This window comes from Blautia sp. DFI.6.71 (genome assembly GCF_020593585.1).
Lineage (GTDB): Bacteria > Bacillota > Clostridia > Lachnospirales > Lachnospiraceae > Blautia_A > Blautia_A wexlerae.
Genome location: NZ_JAJDMJ010000007.1, coordinates 48305 through 63878 on the forward strand (window position 1 = coordinate 48305; position 15574 = coordinate 63878).

Genomic DNA, 15574 nt, shown 5'->3' on the forward strand with positions numbered 1-15574 from the left:
AATAGTACTCATCATATTGTATAGCAGGCGGGGCTGTCGCAGAAAGCACACAATCTTTATTGCGGCGGCCCTCTTTGCCTTTAAAATCAGGAGGTTTTTACAAATGTTTACAAGAAAAAGAATCGTTATTGCGCTCGGTGGGAACGCTCTGGGAAATACTCTCCCGGAACAGATGGTAGCTGTAAAAACTACTGCAAAAGCATTATGCGATCTGATCGAAGAAGGTCATCAGGTTGTTGTTGTACATGGAAACGGGCCACAGGTTGGCATGATCAACAATGCCATGTCTGCTCTCTCCAGAGAAGATGAGAATCAGCCAAACACTCCTCTCTCTGTCTGTGTTGCCATGAGTCAGGCTTACATCGGATATGATCTGCAGAATGCTTTGAGAGAGGAACTTCGAATCAGAGGATTTGTCCGCACACCTGTCGTCACTGTTGTCACTCAGGTTCGTGTAGATCCCAATGATCCTGCTTTTGAAAATCCATCCAAGCCGATCGGCAAATTCCTGACAAAAGAGGAAGCAGACCATCAGGCCAAGGCATATGGACATATCATGAAAGAAGACGCAGGGCGTGGTTATCGTCGTGTAGTTGCATCTCCAAAGCCTGTTGAAATCGTTGAACAGGATGCGATCAACAGTCTTGTGGATGCAAATAAAATCGTTATCTGCTGCGGTGGAGGCGGAATTCCCGTTGTTCTTAACGGACATCATCTCAAAGGTGCATCAGCAGTTATTGATAAGGATTATGCAAGCTGTCTCCTGGCCAAAGAGCTGGATGCAGATATGCTTATCATTCTTACAGCAGTGGAGAAGGTTGCTGTAAACTTCGGCAAGGAAAACGAAGAATGGCTGGATGACATCACTGTAGATGACGCTAAGAAATATATTAATGAGGGACAGTTTGCTCCAGGTTCCATGCTCCCGAAAGTTCAGGCTGCCGTTGATTTTGCAAGCTCCAAAGAAGGAAGAACTGCCATGATCACTTTACTTCAGAAAGCCAAAGACGGTATCCAGGGAAAAACCGGAACCAAAATCCATCTTTAATCTGTTCAGCAGATATCTTATTATATATCAGCTGTTTAATACTGATATATATAACTGCCACATATTCAGGATATCTGCTATATAGCGAAATAATTGCGCAAAAAAGTTCCGGTGACCTTGCCCGGAACTTTTTTTGTGATGAGTGGACCAGAGTGTCTGGAAAATCATTCCTGCAATCTGCACGCCCCACTTTTCGGTATATTTTGACATACATCTTGCGGAAAGCATTTTTCAGACACGCTCTAGTACATCGTTTTCGAAATAACTATACCACTCACTTGTCTGCGAATCCGATTGCACAGGTCTAAAAGCCTCAGCGTAGCCCGCTACGCCTGCGTTTTTATACCAGCACACTCGAATCCGCATCCTACGCGATTGGTATAGTTATTTACGAAACGATGTACTAGTGGACTGCTATAGATTCATAATAATCAATATCTTCCAGTTCCCTGCCTGCTTCTATCTCATAAATCTGCGTATCATCCAGATGTTTCATGATCACTTTTTTACCGCCTTTATCCCCTTCCAGAGAAAGCAGCTCATTGTAATATTTCCTGTCAAAAATACATGGATTTCCCATTTTCCCCTGACAGGAAACACAGGCGATTCCTTTGGGAGTGTTTAAAAACACATGGATCAGTTTACAGATTGTCTCACTGGTAAGCCAGGGCTGATCAGACACAGTAAAAAGCACTGCATCTGCATCCAGGCTGGCATTCAGACCGATTTTTACAGAGGAAGAAATTCCATCTTCCGGATGGGGATTATACAAAACCTGTATTTCCTTTGTTTTCACTGCTTCTGCAATGGCATCATATTGAGTAATAACAATAATATTACAGATTATTTTTGCTGTAATATTATTTCTGTACAGGTTATTTGACTGAACACTATCTGAATTATTATCATTATTATTATCCTCTGTAATATCTGAATATTCCGAATAGATATTTTCTATTTTCTTCTTTGTATCATCCAGTTGTTCCAGCACATGTCGATACATAGGTATTCCGTCTATTTCATATAACAGTTTATTTGCCCCAAAACGGCGGCTGTTTCCAGCCGCCAGCATGATCATTGCAATTTTCAAAATAATTTATTCCTCCAAAAGGCTTCCGTAAGCCGCTACTGTATTCTTCCTTTCCAGTTCCTCAACAATGTGCTCTGCAGGTTCTTTCTCTCTGAGTATATCTGACTTGTTCAGATACACTCTGTATACTCTTTCTTCCACATCCTTAAAAAGTCCACAGATAGAAGTCGCAATCTTTACAATATCTTCTTCAGTGATCGGAGCTTCCAGACTTTTCCTGAGAAATTCCGAGGTACGTTCCATACGGTAAGCACTCTGACTGATTGGCTGCCCCAGACAGTCCAGCCCGATCACACTGATCACAATGTCCGCACATCTGGGGATTACAGGCTCCCATTTCTCCGGGACTTTTACCGGATGATGCTTTGCTCCGTCCGCTTCCACAAGCATTACATCGCACAATTCTCTCAGTTCTTCCAGTTTTTCTTCTGTCAGAGACGCATATTTACCGGTGTCCTCCTCATATTCCGCAGCAATCACATATCTTTCTTTGTCCAGAAGTTCTTTTACCCTGACTGCATCTCCGCCCCTGGCAAACGGAAGTTCAGACTCTCCTGCCATATGGGTGGTCGTGGTAATAATCACTCTCTTTCCCTTATCGATCAGTTCATCTGTAAGACGGTAGATCAGGCTGGTTTTGCCGCCGCCGCCAACTACAGCGATCACAGGGTATTTTTCATAATCAATCTGCAGCAGTTCCAGAAAATCGACCTGGTGCTTCATATGGCATCACTCCTTCTGAAAGCAGGATTTCCAATACACTGCCGGCAATACAGCGGGCTTTGTCGGAAATCGTGAAACAGTTTTTCTTTTGTTCTTTGCGCGGATCAATATCTGCAATTTTCATCCCCTTCGGCACTGTAAATCCATCTCTGATCATGCCACGCAAAACTCCTGTAAGAGAAGCCCTGACAGGTGTATCTCCGATCCAGGCAAGGACCTGATCCTTCTCCACGATATCTGCAATCTTTGAGATACAATGGATTTCCCCTGCAGCAGGAGCATGGAGCACGCGCTCTTTTCCAAATCCTCCAATGATACCCGGAACTCCTGTGTTTGGCATAGCAGCGCCTTTTGTGATGATTCTGGCAAGATTGTGGCCTCTCATAGTCTCCACTACATAATCCACATCCTCACCTGCCACAAATCCCGGTCCAAGACCAACGGTTAGATCTGCCATCTCTCTGGTGGTTCCAAGATTCTTTTTTGCAAGAATTGCATCTATCAGTGCTGCAGGTCTGTATTTCTTAAGGACAGTTCCTTCTGTGTCTACCATAAGAGGAATCTCCCCGGCTTTCCAGACTGCCTCGCATTCTTCTACACTGTCAACTTTTCTGCAGAGAACTCCTTCCACAGAAGACTGCCCGTCGTAAACAGCCTCGCAAAAAGAAACCATTCGCCTGATTGCAGTGGGTTTCTCACATTCCAGTACCAGAAGACGGTAGCCGCAGCGGTATAATCTGTGGATCGTACCGCTGGCCAGATCACCGCCACCTCTTATTATTACAACATTTTCCGGTTTATTGTCAGATTTTGGGACATTTGTGTATCTGTTTGTCATCTTACTGTCTTTCCTCTTCTTGTCTCATTTTCATCCATTACTTTTTCCACCGCATTTACAATGTTCTCATAACCTGTGCAGCGGCAGAGATTTCCTGCCATATGTTTCCGAATCGCATCTCTTGATAATTTCTCTCCACGTTCCAGTAAAACAGTGGCAGACATGATAAATCCGGGAGTGCAGAAACCGCACTGTATGGCACCTTCTTCGATAAATGCCTCCTGAATCCTGGTAAGTTCTCCGTTTTTCTCCAGACCTTCCAGTGTACGGATATTTTTACCCTCCGCCCAGACTGCCAGATAAATACAGGAGTCAATAGTCTCTCCGTCTATGATTACTGTACAGGCACCACATTCTCCTACTTCACAGCCCTTTTTTACAGAAGTCAGTCCAAGCCGGTTGCGAAGCATATCAAGCAATGACTCCCTTACATCTACATATTCTTCAACTTCTCTTCCGTTTACTGTACATCGTACAAGCTGCATCTGCTTTTTCATATGCGGTCACCTCCTGCAAGTTCTACGGTACGTCTCAATGCCCGTGCCGCAATTTCTCCGCCGATCTGAAGACGAAATGCCCTGGATGCTCTCCAGGAATCTCTCGGATTGATTTCCTCCCGGATCAGCTGTGCTGTCTTTTCATACAGGTTTTCTTCTATCTTCATGCCCTTCAAAGCCTCTTCTGCCTTTGTGCAGCGGTACGGAACCGGAGCTGCAACTCCAAAGGTAATGCGCACATCTTCTATCACTCCTGCCTGTTGATCTACTTTGCTCACCACACTACAGCTGATCGTTGCGATATCCATGGCATTTCGCATGGAATACTTAATATAATGACCATGATACCCTTCATATTCTTTTGCAGGAATGATCACATAGGTCAGGATCTCGCCCTGCCGCAGATCCACCCTGCCGGGTCCAAGATAGAAATCTTTTACAGGTACAAGACGGCCTTCCTTTCCATCTTCCAGCCTCAGCAGTGCGTTCAGGGAAAATACGGTCGGTGCACTGTCCGCACTGACTGCTCCGTTGCAGATGTTTCCACCGATAGTACCAATATTTCGTACCTGTGGTCCTCCTACCTGATCTACAGCCTCGCCAAGAACCGGAATATATTTCCTGATAATTGCATCATTTGTTATATGTGAGAAGACAGTTCCGGCACCAATATAAATATCTCCGTTATCCGCCATTTTTACACCCTGGATTTCTTTGATTCCATGGATACTCACCAGAGAAGTTCCGGCAAATTTTCCCTCCCGGATTTTGATCAGCACATCACTTCCTCCTGAAATGATCCTGGCATCCGGATGTTCATTCAGTAATCTCACAGCATCTTTTACACTTTCAGCCTGATAATAGTTCTCAATATCGTACATAAAATCCCCTCCCCTCTAAATAAGTCCGGCCCTTATAAAGCCATCGATCAGTCTCTGTGGTGTCAGAGGATTTTCATTAAAGGCTACACCTGTTGCATGAAGTACTGCATTACGGATTGCCGGTGCACCCGGAATTGCCGGCGGTTCACCCAGTGCTTTGTTTCCGAAAGGTCCAATCGGATCATCAAGTTCCACAAAATCCGCCTTGATATCAGGAGTATCCATCATTGTCATCAGTTTATAGTCCAGCAGGGTTCCGTTCAGTGGTCTTCCTGTTTTCTCATCCAGAATGAGCTGCTCCGACAGACCGTATCCCATTCCCATAGACATACCGCCCTGTACCTGCATTTCAGCCAGTTTCGGATTAATAAGCTTACCGCTGTCATGCACATTAATGATATGAAGGATTTTGATCTTGCCAAGCTTTATATCGACTTCCACTTCAGCAAAGCAACATCCTGTGGCAATCGTATTTTTCTTTACCTGCTCGGAAACCTCTGCTGTAATAACAGAAGAATTGCCAAGACTGTAATAACTCTCCAATGCAAGATTTCCAAGAGATATTGCCGGATCCTTTCCTGCCATGATCCATCCATGATCAAGCCTCAGTTTCCTTGTCTCTTCAGGCAGCAGCTCTTTTGCATAAGCCAGAATCTTTTCCTTCAGAAGATTTGCGCAGTCTTTAACAACTGTTCCTGTTACAAACGACTGTCTGGATGCATAGGCACCGGTATCAAATGGTGTTACATCAGTATCCTGGACCGTCTGGATATGAATATCACTGATATCCATATTTAAAACCTCAGCCGTCATCTGGGAAAATACCGTATCAGCGCCCTGACCGATTTCAGTAGCTCCCAACATCAGTCCAACACTTCCGTCCTGATTCAGAGTCATTCTTGCACCTGCAATTTCCAGTGAAATCGGCCATACACCTGTCTTATAGGAGAAAAGTGACATTCCGACGCCTCTGCGGATATTACCTGTCTGGTTTGTATATTCTTTTCGTTTTTCTTCCCAGTGGATATAATCTGCACCTTTTTCCAGACATTCAAAAATCCCGTTGGTGTTTGCTGCGATCGGCTTCAGGTAAGCATCCTCATAATATCCTTTGATAAGATTTTTCTTTCTGAACTCCAGAGGATCCATCCCGATCTCTTTTGCAATATCATCCATAAAGCACTCAATTGCAAAACATACCTGCGGGATCCCGTATCCACGCATCGCTCCGCCTACCGGTGTATTCGTATAGACAGTATATGCCTCTCCTTTGATATTCGGACATGCATACTGCAGCCTCCAGGCAGTCAGGCCATTGGCTGCTATGGCGTGTCCATGGGAGGCATATGCTCCCTGATTGGAAATAGCCAGCATATCCTTTGCCAGAAGATGCCCCTCACTGTCAACACCTGCCGTCAGATCATACTCAATAGAATGACGGGTTCTGGTGTTGCAGAAAGTTTCCTCTCTGGTTATATCGAGTTTGACCGGTCTGCCGCCAACCTGCGTGGTAAGAAACGCATTTAACGGTTCATACAGTACATCCTGCTTATTTCCGAATCCTCCACCTATGTATGGCTTAATGACTCTGATCTTTCCCCATGGGATTCCAAGAGCCTGCCCGATCACACGCCGGACAATATGCGGAATCTGAGTGGAAGTCACAACTATGATCCTGCCATTTTCCATGTATGCACAGGAAATAGGATTCTCAATGTGGCAGTGCTGCACGATCGGGGTTTTATAACTGCGTTTTATAACTGTTTCGGATTCCTTCAGCCCTTCTTCCACATTTCCGATAAAGTAATTGGAACGGACAAGTACATTATCCTTTTTGTCGAGATGGATTGGCGGTTTGCTTCCATACATGGATTTACGCGGATGGATTTCTACCGGATATTCTTCATATTCAACTTCGATCAGGCGCAATGCCCTCTGGGCTGTGATTTCATCTTCTGCCACTACAGCAGCAATATCATCTCCGTAATAACGGACTCTTCCGGTAAGGATATTGCGGTCTGCAACATCCTGATGTGCCAGTTCCACAGACCAGGGATGTCCCGGCGTAGGATAACAATGATTCGGTACGTCTTTAAAAGTAACCACTTTTACTACGCCGTCCAGAGCCTCTGCTTTACTGGTATCGATTGATTTTACGATACCGTTTCCGATCTTTGCGTGATAGATTTTTGCCACCAGACAGTTGGCAGGAACCAGGTCATCAGTAAATTTTGCACGTCCTGTAACTTTGTCATAGGCATCTACTCTTGGAACACTCTTTCCAATCATGTTTTCACCTTCTCTGTATTTATTTTTGGTTATTATATAGAAGGAGCCGGACACACCCCAAGGTATCTGTCTGTTCCCCTCAGGACTTATGTCCGGCTCCGAACCATGCTACTTTCCTTCACCTTTTTTCTGACATCAGGCGAATTTACTTTTTATTTGCATAATTGTTATCTGTTTTCTGATTTAAGTATAGCATATTTGGATATGAAATTGCAATCTTTTATTCAATTTTTACGTATTATTTTCCTATTAACGAAGTTGTCTGATTGGGTTACTGTTCACTGAGAATATCCTTTGTAATGTATTACTAAGAACAGAGTGAACAGTAACCTGATTTATTTAACGTATTTCTGTCAATATTCCATGCAGATCATGGATAACGTGTCTTGGGCATTTCACTGCGCACATACCACAGCTCAGACATATGGATTCCTCGATCACAGCACAGCTGTCTTTTACTTTTATCGCACCGGCTGTACAGGTCTTCTCGCAGATTCCGCAGCCGATACAGCTGACGTCACACTGTTTCTTTGCTTCTGCACCTTTTTTCTTATTGGAACATTTTACCACAATGTAGTTTGCACACTCATGGACATGGATCACTTTCTGCGGGCAGACTTTCGCGCAGGCACCACAGCCAATGCATTTCTCCTCATCCACTTCCGCCACACCATACTCATTGATGGAAATGGCTCCGAATTTACATTTATCTATACAGGCTTTACATCCGATACATCCATCTGCACAGCCGGCCTCACCTTCGGCTGATCTGCACCCCCCATTACATGCAACTACAGCCGCGCGATATGGAAATTTCTTCTTTACTGCCATATTCAGCACTTCCTTTCATATGGTGTTCCGGTCAGAGGAAGACTATACTGTCTTTCACCATTCCATCTGAAATATGCATCTGCAATTGCAGGTGCAGTTGGGATAGAGGTGATCTCACCGATTCCAATGGCACCACAGGCTACATTCAGTCCCGGTTTGTCAACAACGATGGCATCGATTTTCGGAATCTCATGAGAGCGGAACAGACCAAGCGATCCATACTTGTCAATTGGTTTACAGTTCTCATCGATCGGATAACGCTCTCTCAGTGCAAATCCTATGGACATCACTACGCCGCCCTCGATCTGGCCTTCACAGGACAGTGGATTGACTGCTTTGCCCACATCATGAGCAGCAACCATTTCCTCAATCTTACCTGTTTTCTTATCCAGGATACATACCTGCGTCGCATAGCCGTAAGCTACATGTGAAACAGGATTCGGCACATTTGCGCCAAGAGGATCTGTCTTTGCAAGATATTCCCCATAATAAATTTTGCCGATCACATCATCAATGGTCTTACCTGCATTGCGGTCCTCCATAACCTTATCGCAGGCTCTGCGGCAGGCTTCTCCTGTTACCAGAGTCTGTCTGGAGCCGGAAGTTGTACCTGAATCCGGTGCGAACCAGGTATTACTTCTCTCATATACAATATCTTCATGCTTCAGATCTGTATTGGTGACTACCATCTGTGTCAGGACTGTACCAAGTCCCTGGCCGATACAGGAAGCACCGGAATAGATGTGCAGCTTTTTATCTTTCTCAAATACGAGTTTCACGCGGCCTGTATCCGGGATACCGACACCGACACCGGCATTCTTCATGGCGCAGCCGATTCCCACCGGTTTTCCTTCTTCCAGGGCAGCATCATACTTCTTCTTTACAGCTTCCAGTGTCTCCACAAGACCTGTGGAATTATCTACGATCTGACCATTCGGAAGCGTCTCACCGGGACGGATCGCATTGCGGTAACGGATTTCCCATGGAGTGATACCTACTTTGTCTGCCATCATATTCAGCAGGGTTTCTGTTGCAAAACAGGTCTGGGTTACACCAAACCCGCGAAACGCTCCGGCAGGCGGATTGTTGGTATAATAAGCAGTTCCTTCAATCTCGAAATTCTCATAATGATAGGGACCTGCCGCATGAGTACATGCACGTTCCAGCACAGGACCGCCAAGTGAGGCAAATGCACCTGTATCTGATGCTACTTTCGCTTTTACCCCCATGATATTGCCGTTCTCATCGCAGCCCATGGTCATATCCATATAAAACGGATGACGCTTCGGATGAACCAGCAGGGATTCTGCTCTGGTCAGTTTCATCTTCACCGGTTTCTTAGTAGCATAAGTGAGCAGCGCAGCCAGATGCTGTACTGTCATATCTTCCTTTCCGCCGAATCCGCCGCCTACAAGTGCATTCTGTACCTTTACTCTGTCCGTTCCAAGTAACAGGGAACACTCATGTAATGTCTGGTGTGCAGACTGATCTGTGGAATATACGAAAATATCTCCGTCCTCATCATACAAAGCCACTGCGCACTCAGGCTCAAGAAATGCATGTTCTGTCCATGGGGTTTCAAAATGATGACTGATCACATATTTGGAATTACGGATTGCTTCATCTGCATTTCCTCTGCTGATATGTTTATGTGCACAGATATTATTTTCTTCTTCATCAAATACCTTCGGTGCATCCTCTGCCGCTGCTTCCTCAATTGTACGAATATGAGGCAGCACTTCATATTTTACTTTGATCAGTTTCTTAGCTTTCTCAGCTGTTTCTCTGTCTTTTGCTGCAATAACGGCAATGGCATCTCCGAGATAATGTGTCAGACCCCCTATAGGTATCAGTGAATACTGATCATGTTTCAGATGTCCGATCTTATTCTCTCCCGGAATGTCCTCTGCTGTTAATACCGCTTCTACCCCGGAAAGTGCCTTTGCTGCTGCTGTATCGATCTCAAGTACACGTGCACGTGGATATTTACTTCTGAGTGCCACCCCATACAGCATTCCGTCAAAGTAAAAATCATCCGGATATTTGCCGGTTCCCAGTACTTTCTCCTCCACATCCACTCTGGATACTCTGTGTCCTATATTCCAGTCCGGATCCAAATCATCCGGGATCACACCCGTCTTTAAAACTTTCGCAGCCAACCTTACTGCATCCATAATTTTTACATAGCCCGTGCAGCGGCAATAGTTATTGCGCAGTGCATATTTAATCTCATCATCTGTGGGCTCTTTGTTCACGTCCAGAAGAGCCTTTGTACACATTACCATACCCGGAATACAGAATCCACACTGAACAGCACCTGCTTTTCCATAAGCGTAGGTATAGACTTCCCTCTCCCATTCAGTCAGTCCTTCTACTGTGATCACTGTCCTGCCATCCAGTAAATCTGTGTCCGGCACACATGCCTTGCATGTTTTTCCGTCAATTATAACTGTACAGGCTCCGCAGGCTCCTTCACTGCAGCCGTCCTTCACTGAAGTCAGATGAAGTTCATCCCTCAAAAAGCGCAGTAGTTTCTGATTTCCGGTCGGTTCGACCTTTTGTCCATTGACTGTAAATACTGCCATATCGGACTCTCCTTTCTTTTTCGCACGTCTGCCAATTAGGGCAGTCAGCCAGAGTTTACCTCTTTCTGTTTTTTATCTGCCTGTGATACCGCATGAATTTATTACAAAAGTAACATACGGCCGCGATTCAGCCTGATATGCAACACTGTCCACAGCCTTTTTCTGCTGTGGACAGCGTTAAATATTTCTTTATAAGTTATCTGATATTACAAATTTAAAATTATTTTACAGCTCTTTATTCCTGTTTTCAGACACGCTCCAGTACAGCGTTTCGTAAATAACTATACCAATCGCGTAGGATCATCATTTCATGATCAGATAGCTGTAATCATCGATTACTGCACAGATCAGTCTGCGAAGACCTTCGTACAACTTATCATTTGCATCATCTGCCTTGCAGTCGGAAATCTGACCAAGGAGACGAACCTTGCACTCTTTTGTCTCCGGATTGATCACTGCAAATCCATCATTTGTGCTGTCTGCCATATCTGCCTCAGAAGCGAATAATGTGAATTTATCCTTGTACGGTGCACTTGCATATGGACAGAAGCTCTTGCAGTTGCCGCATTCATTACACATGTAATCCACATGGATCACCTGATTCATTGCCATTCCCGGAACTTTGATGGAGATGTTTGCTCTGTTTGGACATACATCTACACAATTCTCACAGACTTTATTACAGGTCAGACAGCGCTCACTTTCGTTTACAGCGTCCTTGCTTTCTTTGAGTATTGCTTTTTTGGAGTAACAGTCTTTTTCTGTTCCCGGTACAGGCTGTCCTTTTACAATATCATGTCCAAGGATTGCTTTTGCAGCAACCTGTGCGTCGCGGATCGCTTCTACGATCGTAGCAGCTCCCCTTGCACCGTCACCGACAACGTAAACGCCTTCTGCACTTGTCTCCATTGTCTTATCATTGATGCGGGCTTTTCCACGCTCATTGACCGCAATACCATTTGCTTCATAGAACTCAGTTGGAACTTTCTCGCCAACTGCAACGATCACTGTATCAGCCAAAACTTCTTCTGTTTCGCCCGTTTCTGTTACACCTGCACGTCCGGAAGCATCCATGCTGCCAAGTTCCATCTTCTTACAGAGCAGTTTGCCGTTTTCCAGAGATACAGGAGAAAGAAGTTCTTTGAACTCTACGCCCTCTTCCAGTACTTCCAGTAACTCATCTTCTGCTGCTGGCATATAGCGTTTGGTTCTTCTGTATACCAGGTAAACATGTTCTACACCTTCTGTACGTTTCGCAGCTCTTGCAGTATCCATGGCAGTGTTACCGCCACCGATCACAACTACGTTTTTACCCAGCGCAACCTTACCGTCAGTTGCTTTGAAATCTCTTAAGAATTTCAGAGCATTGATGGTTTCACCCTTTTCAAGCTTCAGAGTACCCGGTTTATTTGCACCTGTTGCAACGATCACTGCGTCATAACCCTGTGCTTTTAATTCCTGTACGGATTTCACTTCTGTACCTGTTTTGATCTCCACACCCATCTTCTGGATGAAGGAAACATCTTTATCGATTGCATCATCAGAGATACGGAATCCCGGGATCACATAACGGATCACGCCGCCGGCTTTCTCTTCTTTCTCAAATACTGTTACAGAAGCACCTGCTCTTGCAAGGAAGTATGCAGAAGCAATACCTGCAGGACCTGCACCTACAACAGCTACTTTCTTACCGTCTGCTGTGCCTGCTTTGATCTCACCGATCACTGTATCATATCCGTTTTGTGCTGCGATGAGCTTAGTGTTGCGGATATTTACAGGTTCTTCATAGAAGTTACGTGTACATTTGTACATACAGTTGTGCGCACAGAGAGTACCTGTGATAAATGGAAGTGCATTTTTCTCAAGGATAACTCTTAATGCCTGTACATAATCGCCTTCTCCTGCCAGCTTCACATAGGTTGTGATATCCTGGTGGATCGGACATCCTTCTTCGCATGGAGCAAAGAAGCAGTCAAGGAGCGGAACCTCTGAATCTGTTTTTCTCTTAGGAAGCGGTTTGATGCTCTTTACATGGTGAGCATCTTTTTTCGCATCCTCGGCCAACTGCTCAAGTGCAGCTACATCAATACCTTTCCATTCTTTCACACCGTTAGCCATTACTTTCTCTGCCATCTGTGTAAATCTCTGATATCCGCCCGGCTTCAGAAGTGTAGTTGCCACTGTTACAGGCCATACACTACATCCGACGATACGGTCGATATTATAGTAATCAGCACCGCCTGAATAAGCGATACGGAGTTTTCCGTCAAATTCCCGGGAAAGTCTGGCAGCAAGAGAAATGGATAACGGGAAAAGAGATTTTCCGGACATATACATTTCTTCGCTTGGAAGTTCATTTCTTGTAACATCTACAGGGAATGTATTGGTGATCTTCACACCAAACGCAAGGTTCAGTTCATCTGCAAGTGCCTGCAGTCTCTTAAACATCGGGATCGCATCTTCGTACTGTAAGTCATCTTTGAAATGGAAATCACCGAATACCATATAATCATATCCCATGTCATCCATGGTCTTTCTGGCAAATTCATATCCCAGGAGAGTCGGGTTACATTTGATAAATGTGTTCAGATGTTTCTCTTTAAACAGATGATTTGCAATGCTCTCAATCTCGTTTGGAGGACATCCATGGAGAGTAGAGATTGTTGCGGAATTACAGATATCAGACGGAATCGCCTCAATATCCTCTTTTGTAACTTTTTCAAATTTATCTACATTGTCCAATAACCACTGTTTACATTCTTTAAAGATTTCAGTATCTTTTGCTTCCATCATACTGTCAATGAAAGTATTAACCTTTGGCTCTTTGATCCCTGCAAGATCATATCCAACGGAAATATTGAACTGGAATCCGTCCTGTGCACCCAGATCAAATTCTTTGGCGATCACATGCAGGATAAACCATGCTTTAATATATTCTCCCATTGCCTGAGGAACATAAAGCTCTGTAGACCATTCACAGTTATATCCTTCATCATCTGCAAGGATACATGGTCTGTTGATACAGGCTGCAAGCTCTGCACCGTCCATCTTCTGAACTGTTTTCAGCTCAAAGAAACGTGCGCCTGCATAGTAAGAAGCAACAATGTTCTGTGTTAACTGTGTATGCGGTCCTGCAGCAGGTCCGATCGGTGTTTCCAGATTTCTCTCAAATATATTCAGCTTCCTGTCAGTTTCCGCTGCATAAGCTCTGTGCTGTCCGAAAACTGTTCCTTTTGTTTTCTTTTCTTCTAATACCCAGTTCATTAACTGTTCAAAGGGCATACAGGTCATGACTTCACTCATAATCCGATCCTCCATTATTTCATACGGTATGGCTTCTCTCCATCCGTTCTATATTTTGTTTACATTTATTTTTGCCAGGCAGAAAACTTATCTTCTTTACAATTCTTTACAGATTAACCATTAATATCATCTGCAAGTTCTTTTGCAGCCTGACGGCAGTCTGCCATAACTTTTGCCTCGTCGCATACAAGGACTTCGCGGTCTTTCATCAGGACTTTACCGTTACATACAGTAGTCTGGACCATGCTTCCGTTTACACCAAACATCAGATGTCCGTTAATGTTGCTTTCATTCATTGGTGTCAGCGGATCATAATCGATCACGATCACATCTGCTGCCGCACCCTCTTTCAGGACACCGAGCTGTTTCTTAAAGTATCTGTTTGCAATTTCTGCATTTCCTTCAAAAAGCATCTGTGGAACTTCTCCCCAGGCTGCGTTCGGGTCGCAGAGGCTGTGTTTGTGTAAAACATTTGCAACCTTCCAGGATTCCATCATATCATGAGTATATCCGTCTGTACCAAGACCTGTGAGGATTCCCTTCTGTACCATTCTCATGGTCGGAGGACATCCACAGGCATTACCCATGTTAGATTCCGGGTTATGTACAACCATGGTATCTGTATCTTTAATCAGATCCATCTCATGTTCATTCACATAGATACAGTGACCGAGCAAAGTCTTCGGTCCAAGGATGTTCCAGTCATGAAGACGGTCAACAATACGTTTGCCATGCTCTTTCAGACACTGATGGAGATCGTAAATGCCTTCTGCTACATGGATGTGATATCCAACACCTTCCGGTTTCAGTTCATTGCAGAGAGCCATTGTCTCATCAGAGATTGTAAAGGATGCATGCATACCCATCATTCCGGCGATCATATCGCTGTCGTCTGCAAGTGCATGCTTGATAAAATTCACGTTCTCCATTACAGATTCTCTGGATTTCTCCATTCCGTCACGGTCAGAAATCTCATAGCAGAGGCAGGTACGCACACCTAAATCCTTCGCAGCTTCCTCAATCGCATTGAGGGAACCTGTAATATGGCCAAAGCTTGCATGGTGGTCAAACACTGTGGTTACACCGTTCTTGATAGAATCAATGTATGTAGCATATGCAGAAAGCTTTGTCTGCTCCAGTGTCAGATGACGGTCAACTGTCCACCATAAGCCATCCAGAATATCCAGAAATCCCTGAGGATTATATCCGTTAATGCTTAAGCCTCTTGCGAAGGAGCTGTAGATATGCTCATGGGCATTAATAAATGCCGGCATGATAACCCCACCCTTCGCATCAACAAATTCAGCATCCGGATAAACTTTCTTTACCTCTTCAGTTACCCCCACCATTACTATGGTGTTACCATCCATTGCTACAGCACCATTCTCCAGGAATGGGGTGGATGCGTCCTGTGTGATCATTCTTCCATTACCAATTACCAGCATATAGTTCCTCCTTTTGCTTGTCAAAAACTACCAATTCGCTACTG

At 44.5% G+C, this 15574-nt stretch carries 12 protein-coding genes; 1 reads left to right on the forward strand and 11 read right to left on the reverse strand.

The window, feature by feature from the left end:
• Window positions 1–103 precede the first annotated feature (103 nt).
• Complete coding sequence (gene arcC / locus LJE12_RS05180; RefSeq protein ID WP_008703267.1) at window positions 104–1048, forward strand: carbamate kinase; 945 nt, start codon at window positions 104–106, stop codon at window positions 1046–1048.
• A 27-nt stretch (window positions 1049–1075) separates the two neighbouring features.
• Here the strand turns inward: arcC and LJE12_RS21030 are convergent, their stop codons facing one another.
• The 11 genes from LJE12_RS21030 to ssnA form a co-directional block, all read right to left on the reverse strand.
• Complete coding sequence (locus LJE12_RS21030; protein ID WP_373218572.1) at window positions 1076–1276, reverse strand: DUF6783 domain-containing protein; 201 nt, start codon at window positions 1274–1276, stop codon at window positions 1076–1078.
• 175 nt (window positions 1277–1451) lie between these two features.
• Complete coding sequence (locus tag LJE12_RS05185) at window positions 1452–2138, reverse strand: nucleotidyltransferase family protein (protein WP_227226774.1); 687 nt, start codon at window positions 2136–2138, stop codon at window positions 1452–1454.
• Window positions 2139–2144: 6 nt separating this feature from the next.
• Window positions 2145–2861 (reverse strand): selenium cofactor biosynthesis protein YqeC, encoded by a 717-nt coding sequence (gene yqeC, locus LJE12_RS05190; RefSeq protein ID WP_062807712.1) that lies wholly within the window; start codon window positions 2859–2861, stop codon window positions 2145–2147.
• A complete protein-coding gene (gene yqeB, locus LJE12_RS05195; RefSeq protein ID WP_173680887.1) occupies window positions 2821–3699 on the reverse strand; it encodes a selenium-dependent molybdenum cofactor biosynthesis protein YqeB in 879 nt (292 codons plus the stop codon). Before yqeB ends, yqeC begins: the two co-directional genes overlap by 41 nt.
• Window positions 3696–4196 carry a xanthine dehydrogenase subunit XdhC gene (xdhC, locus tag LJE12_RS05200; protein WP_008703273.1) on the reverse strand — a complete coding sequence of 167 codons (501 nt, stop codon included), beginning with the start codon at window positions 4194–4196 and terminating at the stop codon, window positions 3696–3698. Before xdhC ends, yqeB begins: the two co-directional genes overlap by 4 nt.
• A complete protein-coding gene (xdhB, locus tag LJE12_RS05205; RefSeq protein WP_227226773.1) occupies window positions 4193–5077 on the reverse strand; it encodes a xanthine dehydrogenase subunit XdhB in 885 nt (294 codons plus the stop codon). The genes xdhC and xdhB overlap by 4 nt, the downstream gene beginning before the upstream one ends.
• Window positions 5078–5092: 15 nt before the next feature.
• On the reverse strand, window positions 5093–7366 hold the full coding sequence (xdhA, locus tag LJE12_RS05210; protein ID WP_055052750.1) for a xanthine dehydrogenase subunit XdhA: 2274 nt from the start codon (window positions 7364–7366) through the stop codon (window positions 5093–5095).
• 339 nt (window positions 7367–7705) lie between these two features.
• On the reverse strand, window positions 7706–8197 hold the full coding sequence (locus tag LJE12_RS05215) for a 4Fe-4S binding protein (protein WP_020993935.1): 492 nt from the start codon (window positions 8195–8197) through the stop codon (window positions 7706–7708).
• A gap of 2 nt (window positions 8198–8199) precedes the next feature.
• Window positions 8200–10782, reverse strand: a complete 2583-nt coding sequence (xdh, locus tag LJE12_RS05220) for a selenium-dependent xanthine dehydrogenase (RefSeq protein WP_173700744.1) — start codon at window positions 10780–10782, stop codon at window positions 8200–8202.
• A gap of 303 nt (window positions 10783–11085) precedes the next feature.
• Entirely contained in the window at window positions 11086–14085 is a 3000-nt protein-coding gene (ygfK, locus tag LJE12_RS05225) for a putative selenate reductase subunit YgfK (protein ID WP_227226772.1), read from the reverse strand.
• 113 nt (window positions 14086–14198) lie between these two features.
• Window positions 14199–15530: a putative aminohydrolase SsnA gene (gene ssnA / locus LJE12_RS05230; protein WP_227226771.1), complete on the reverse strand. Its 1332-nt coding sequence runs from the start codon at window positions 15528–15530 to the stop codon at window positions 14199–14201.
• Window positions 15531–15574 lie beyond the last annotated feature (44 nt).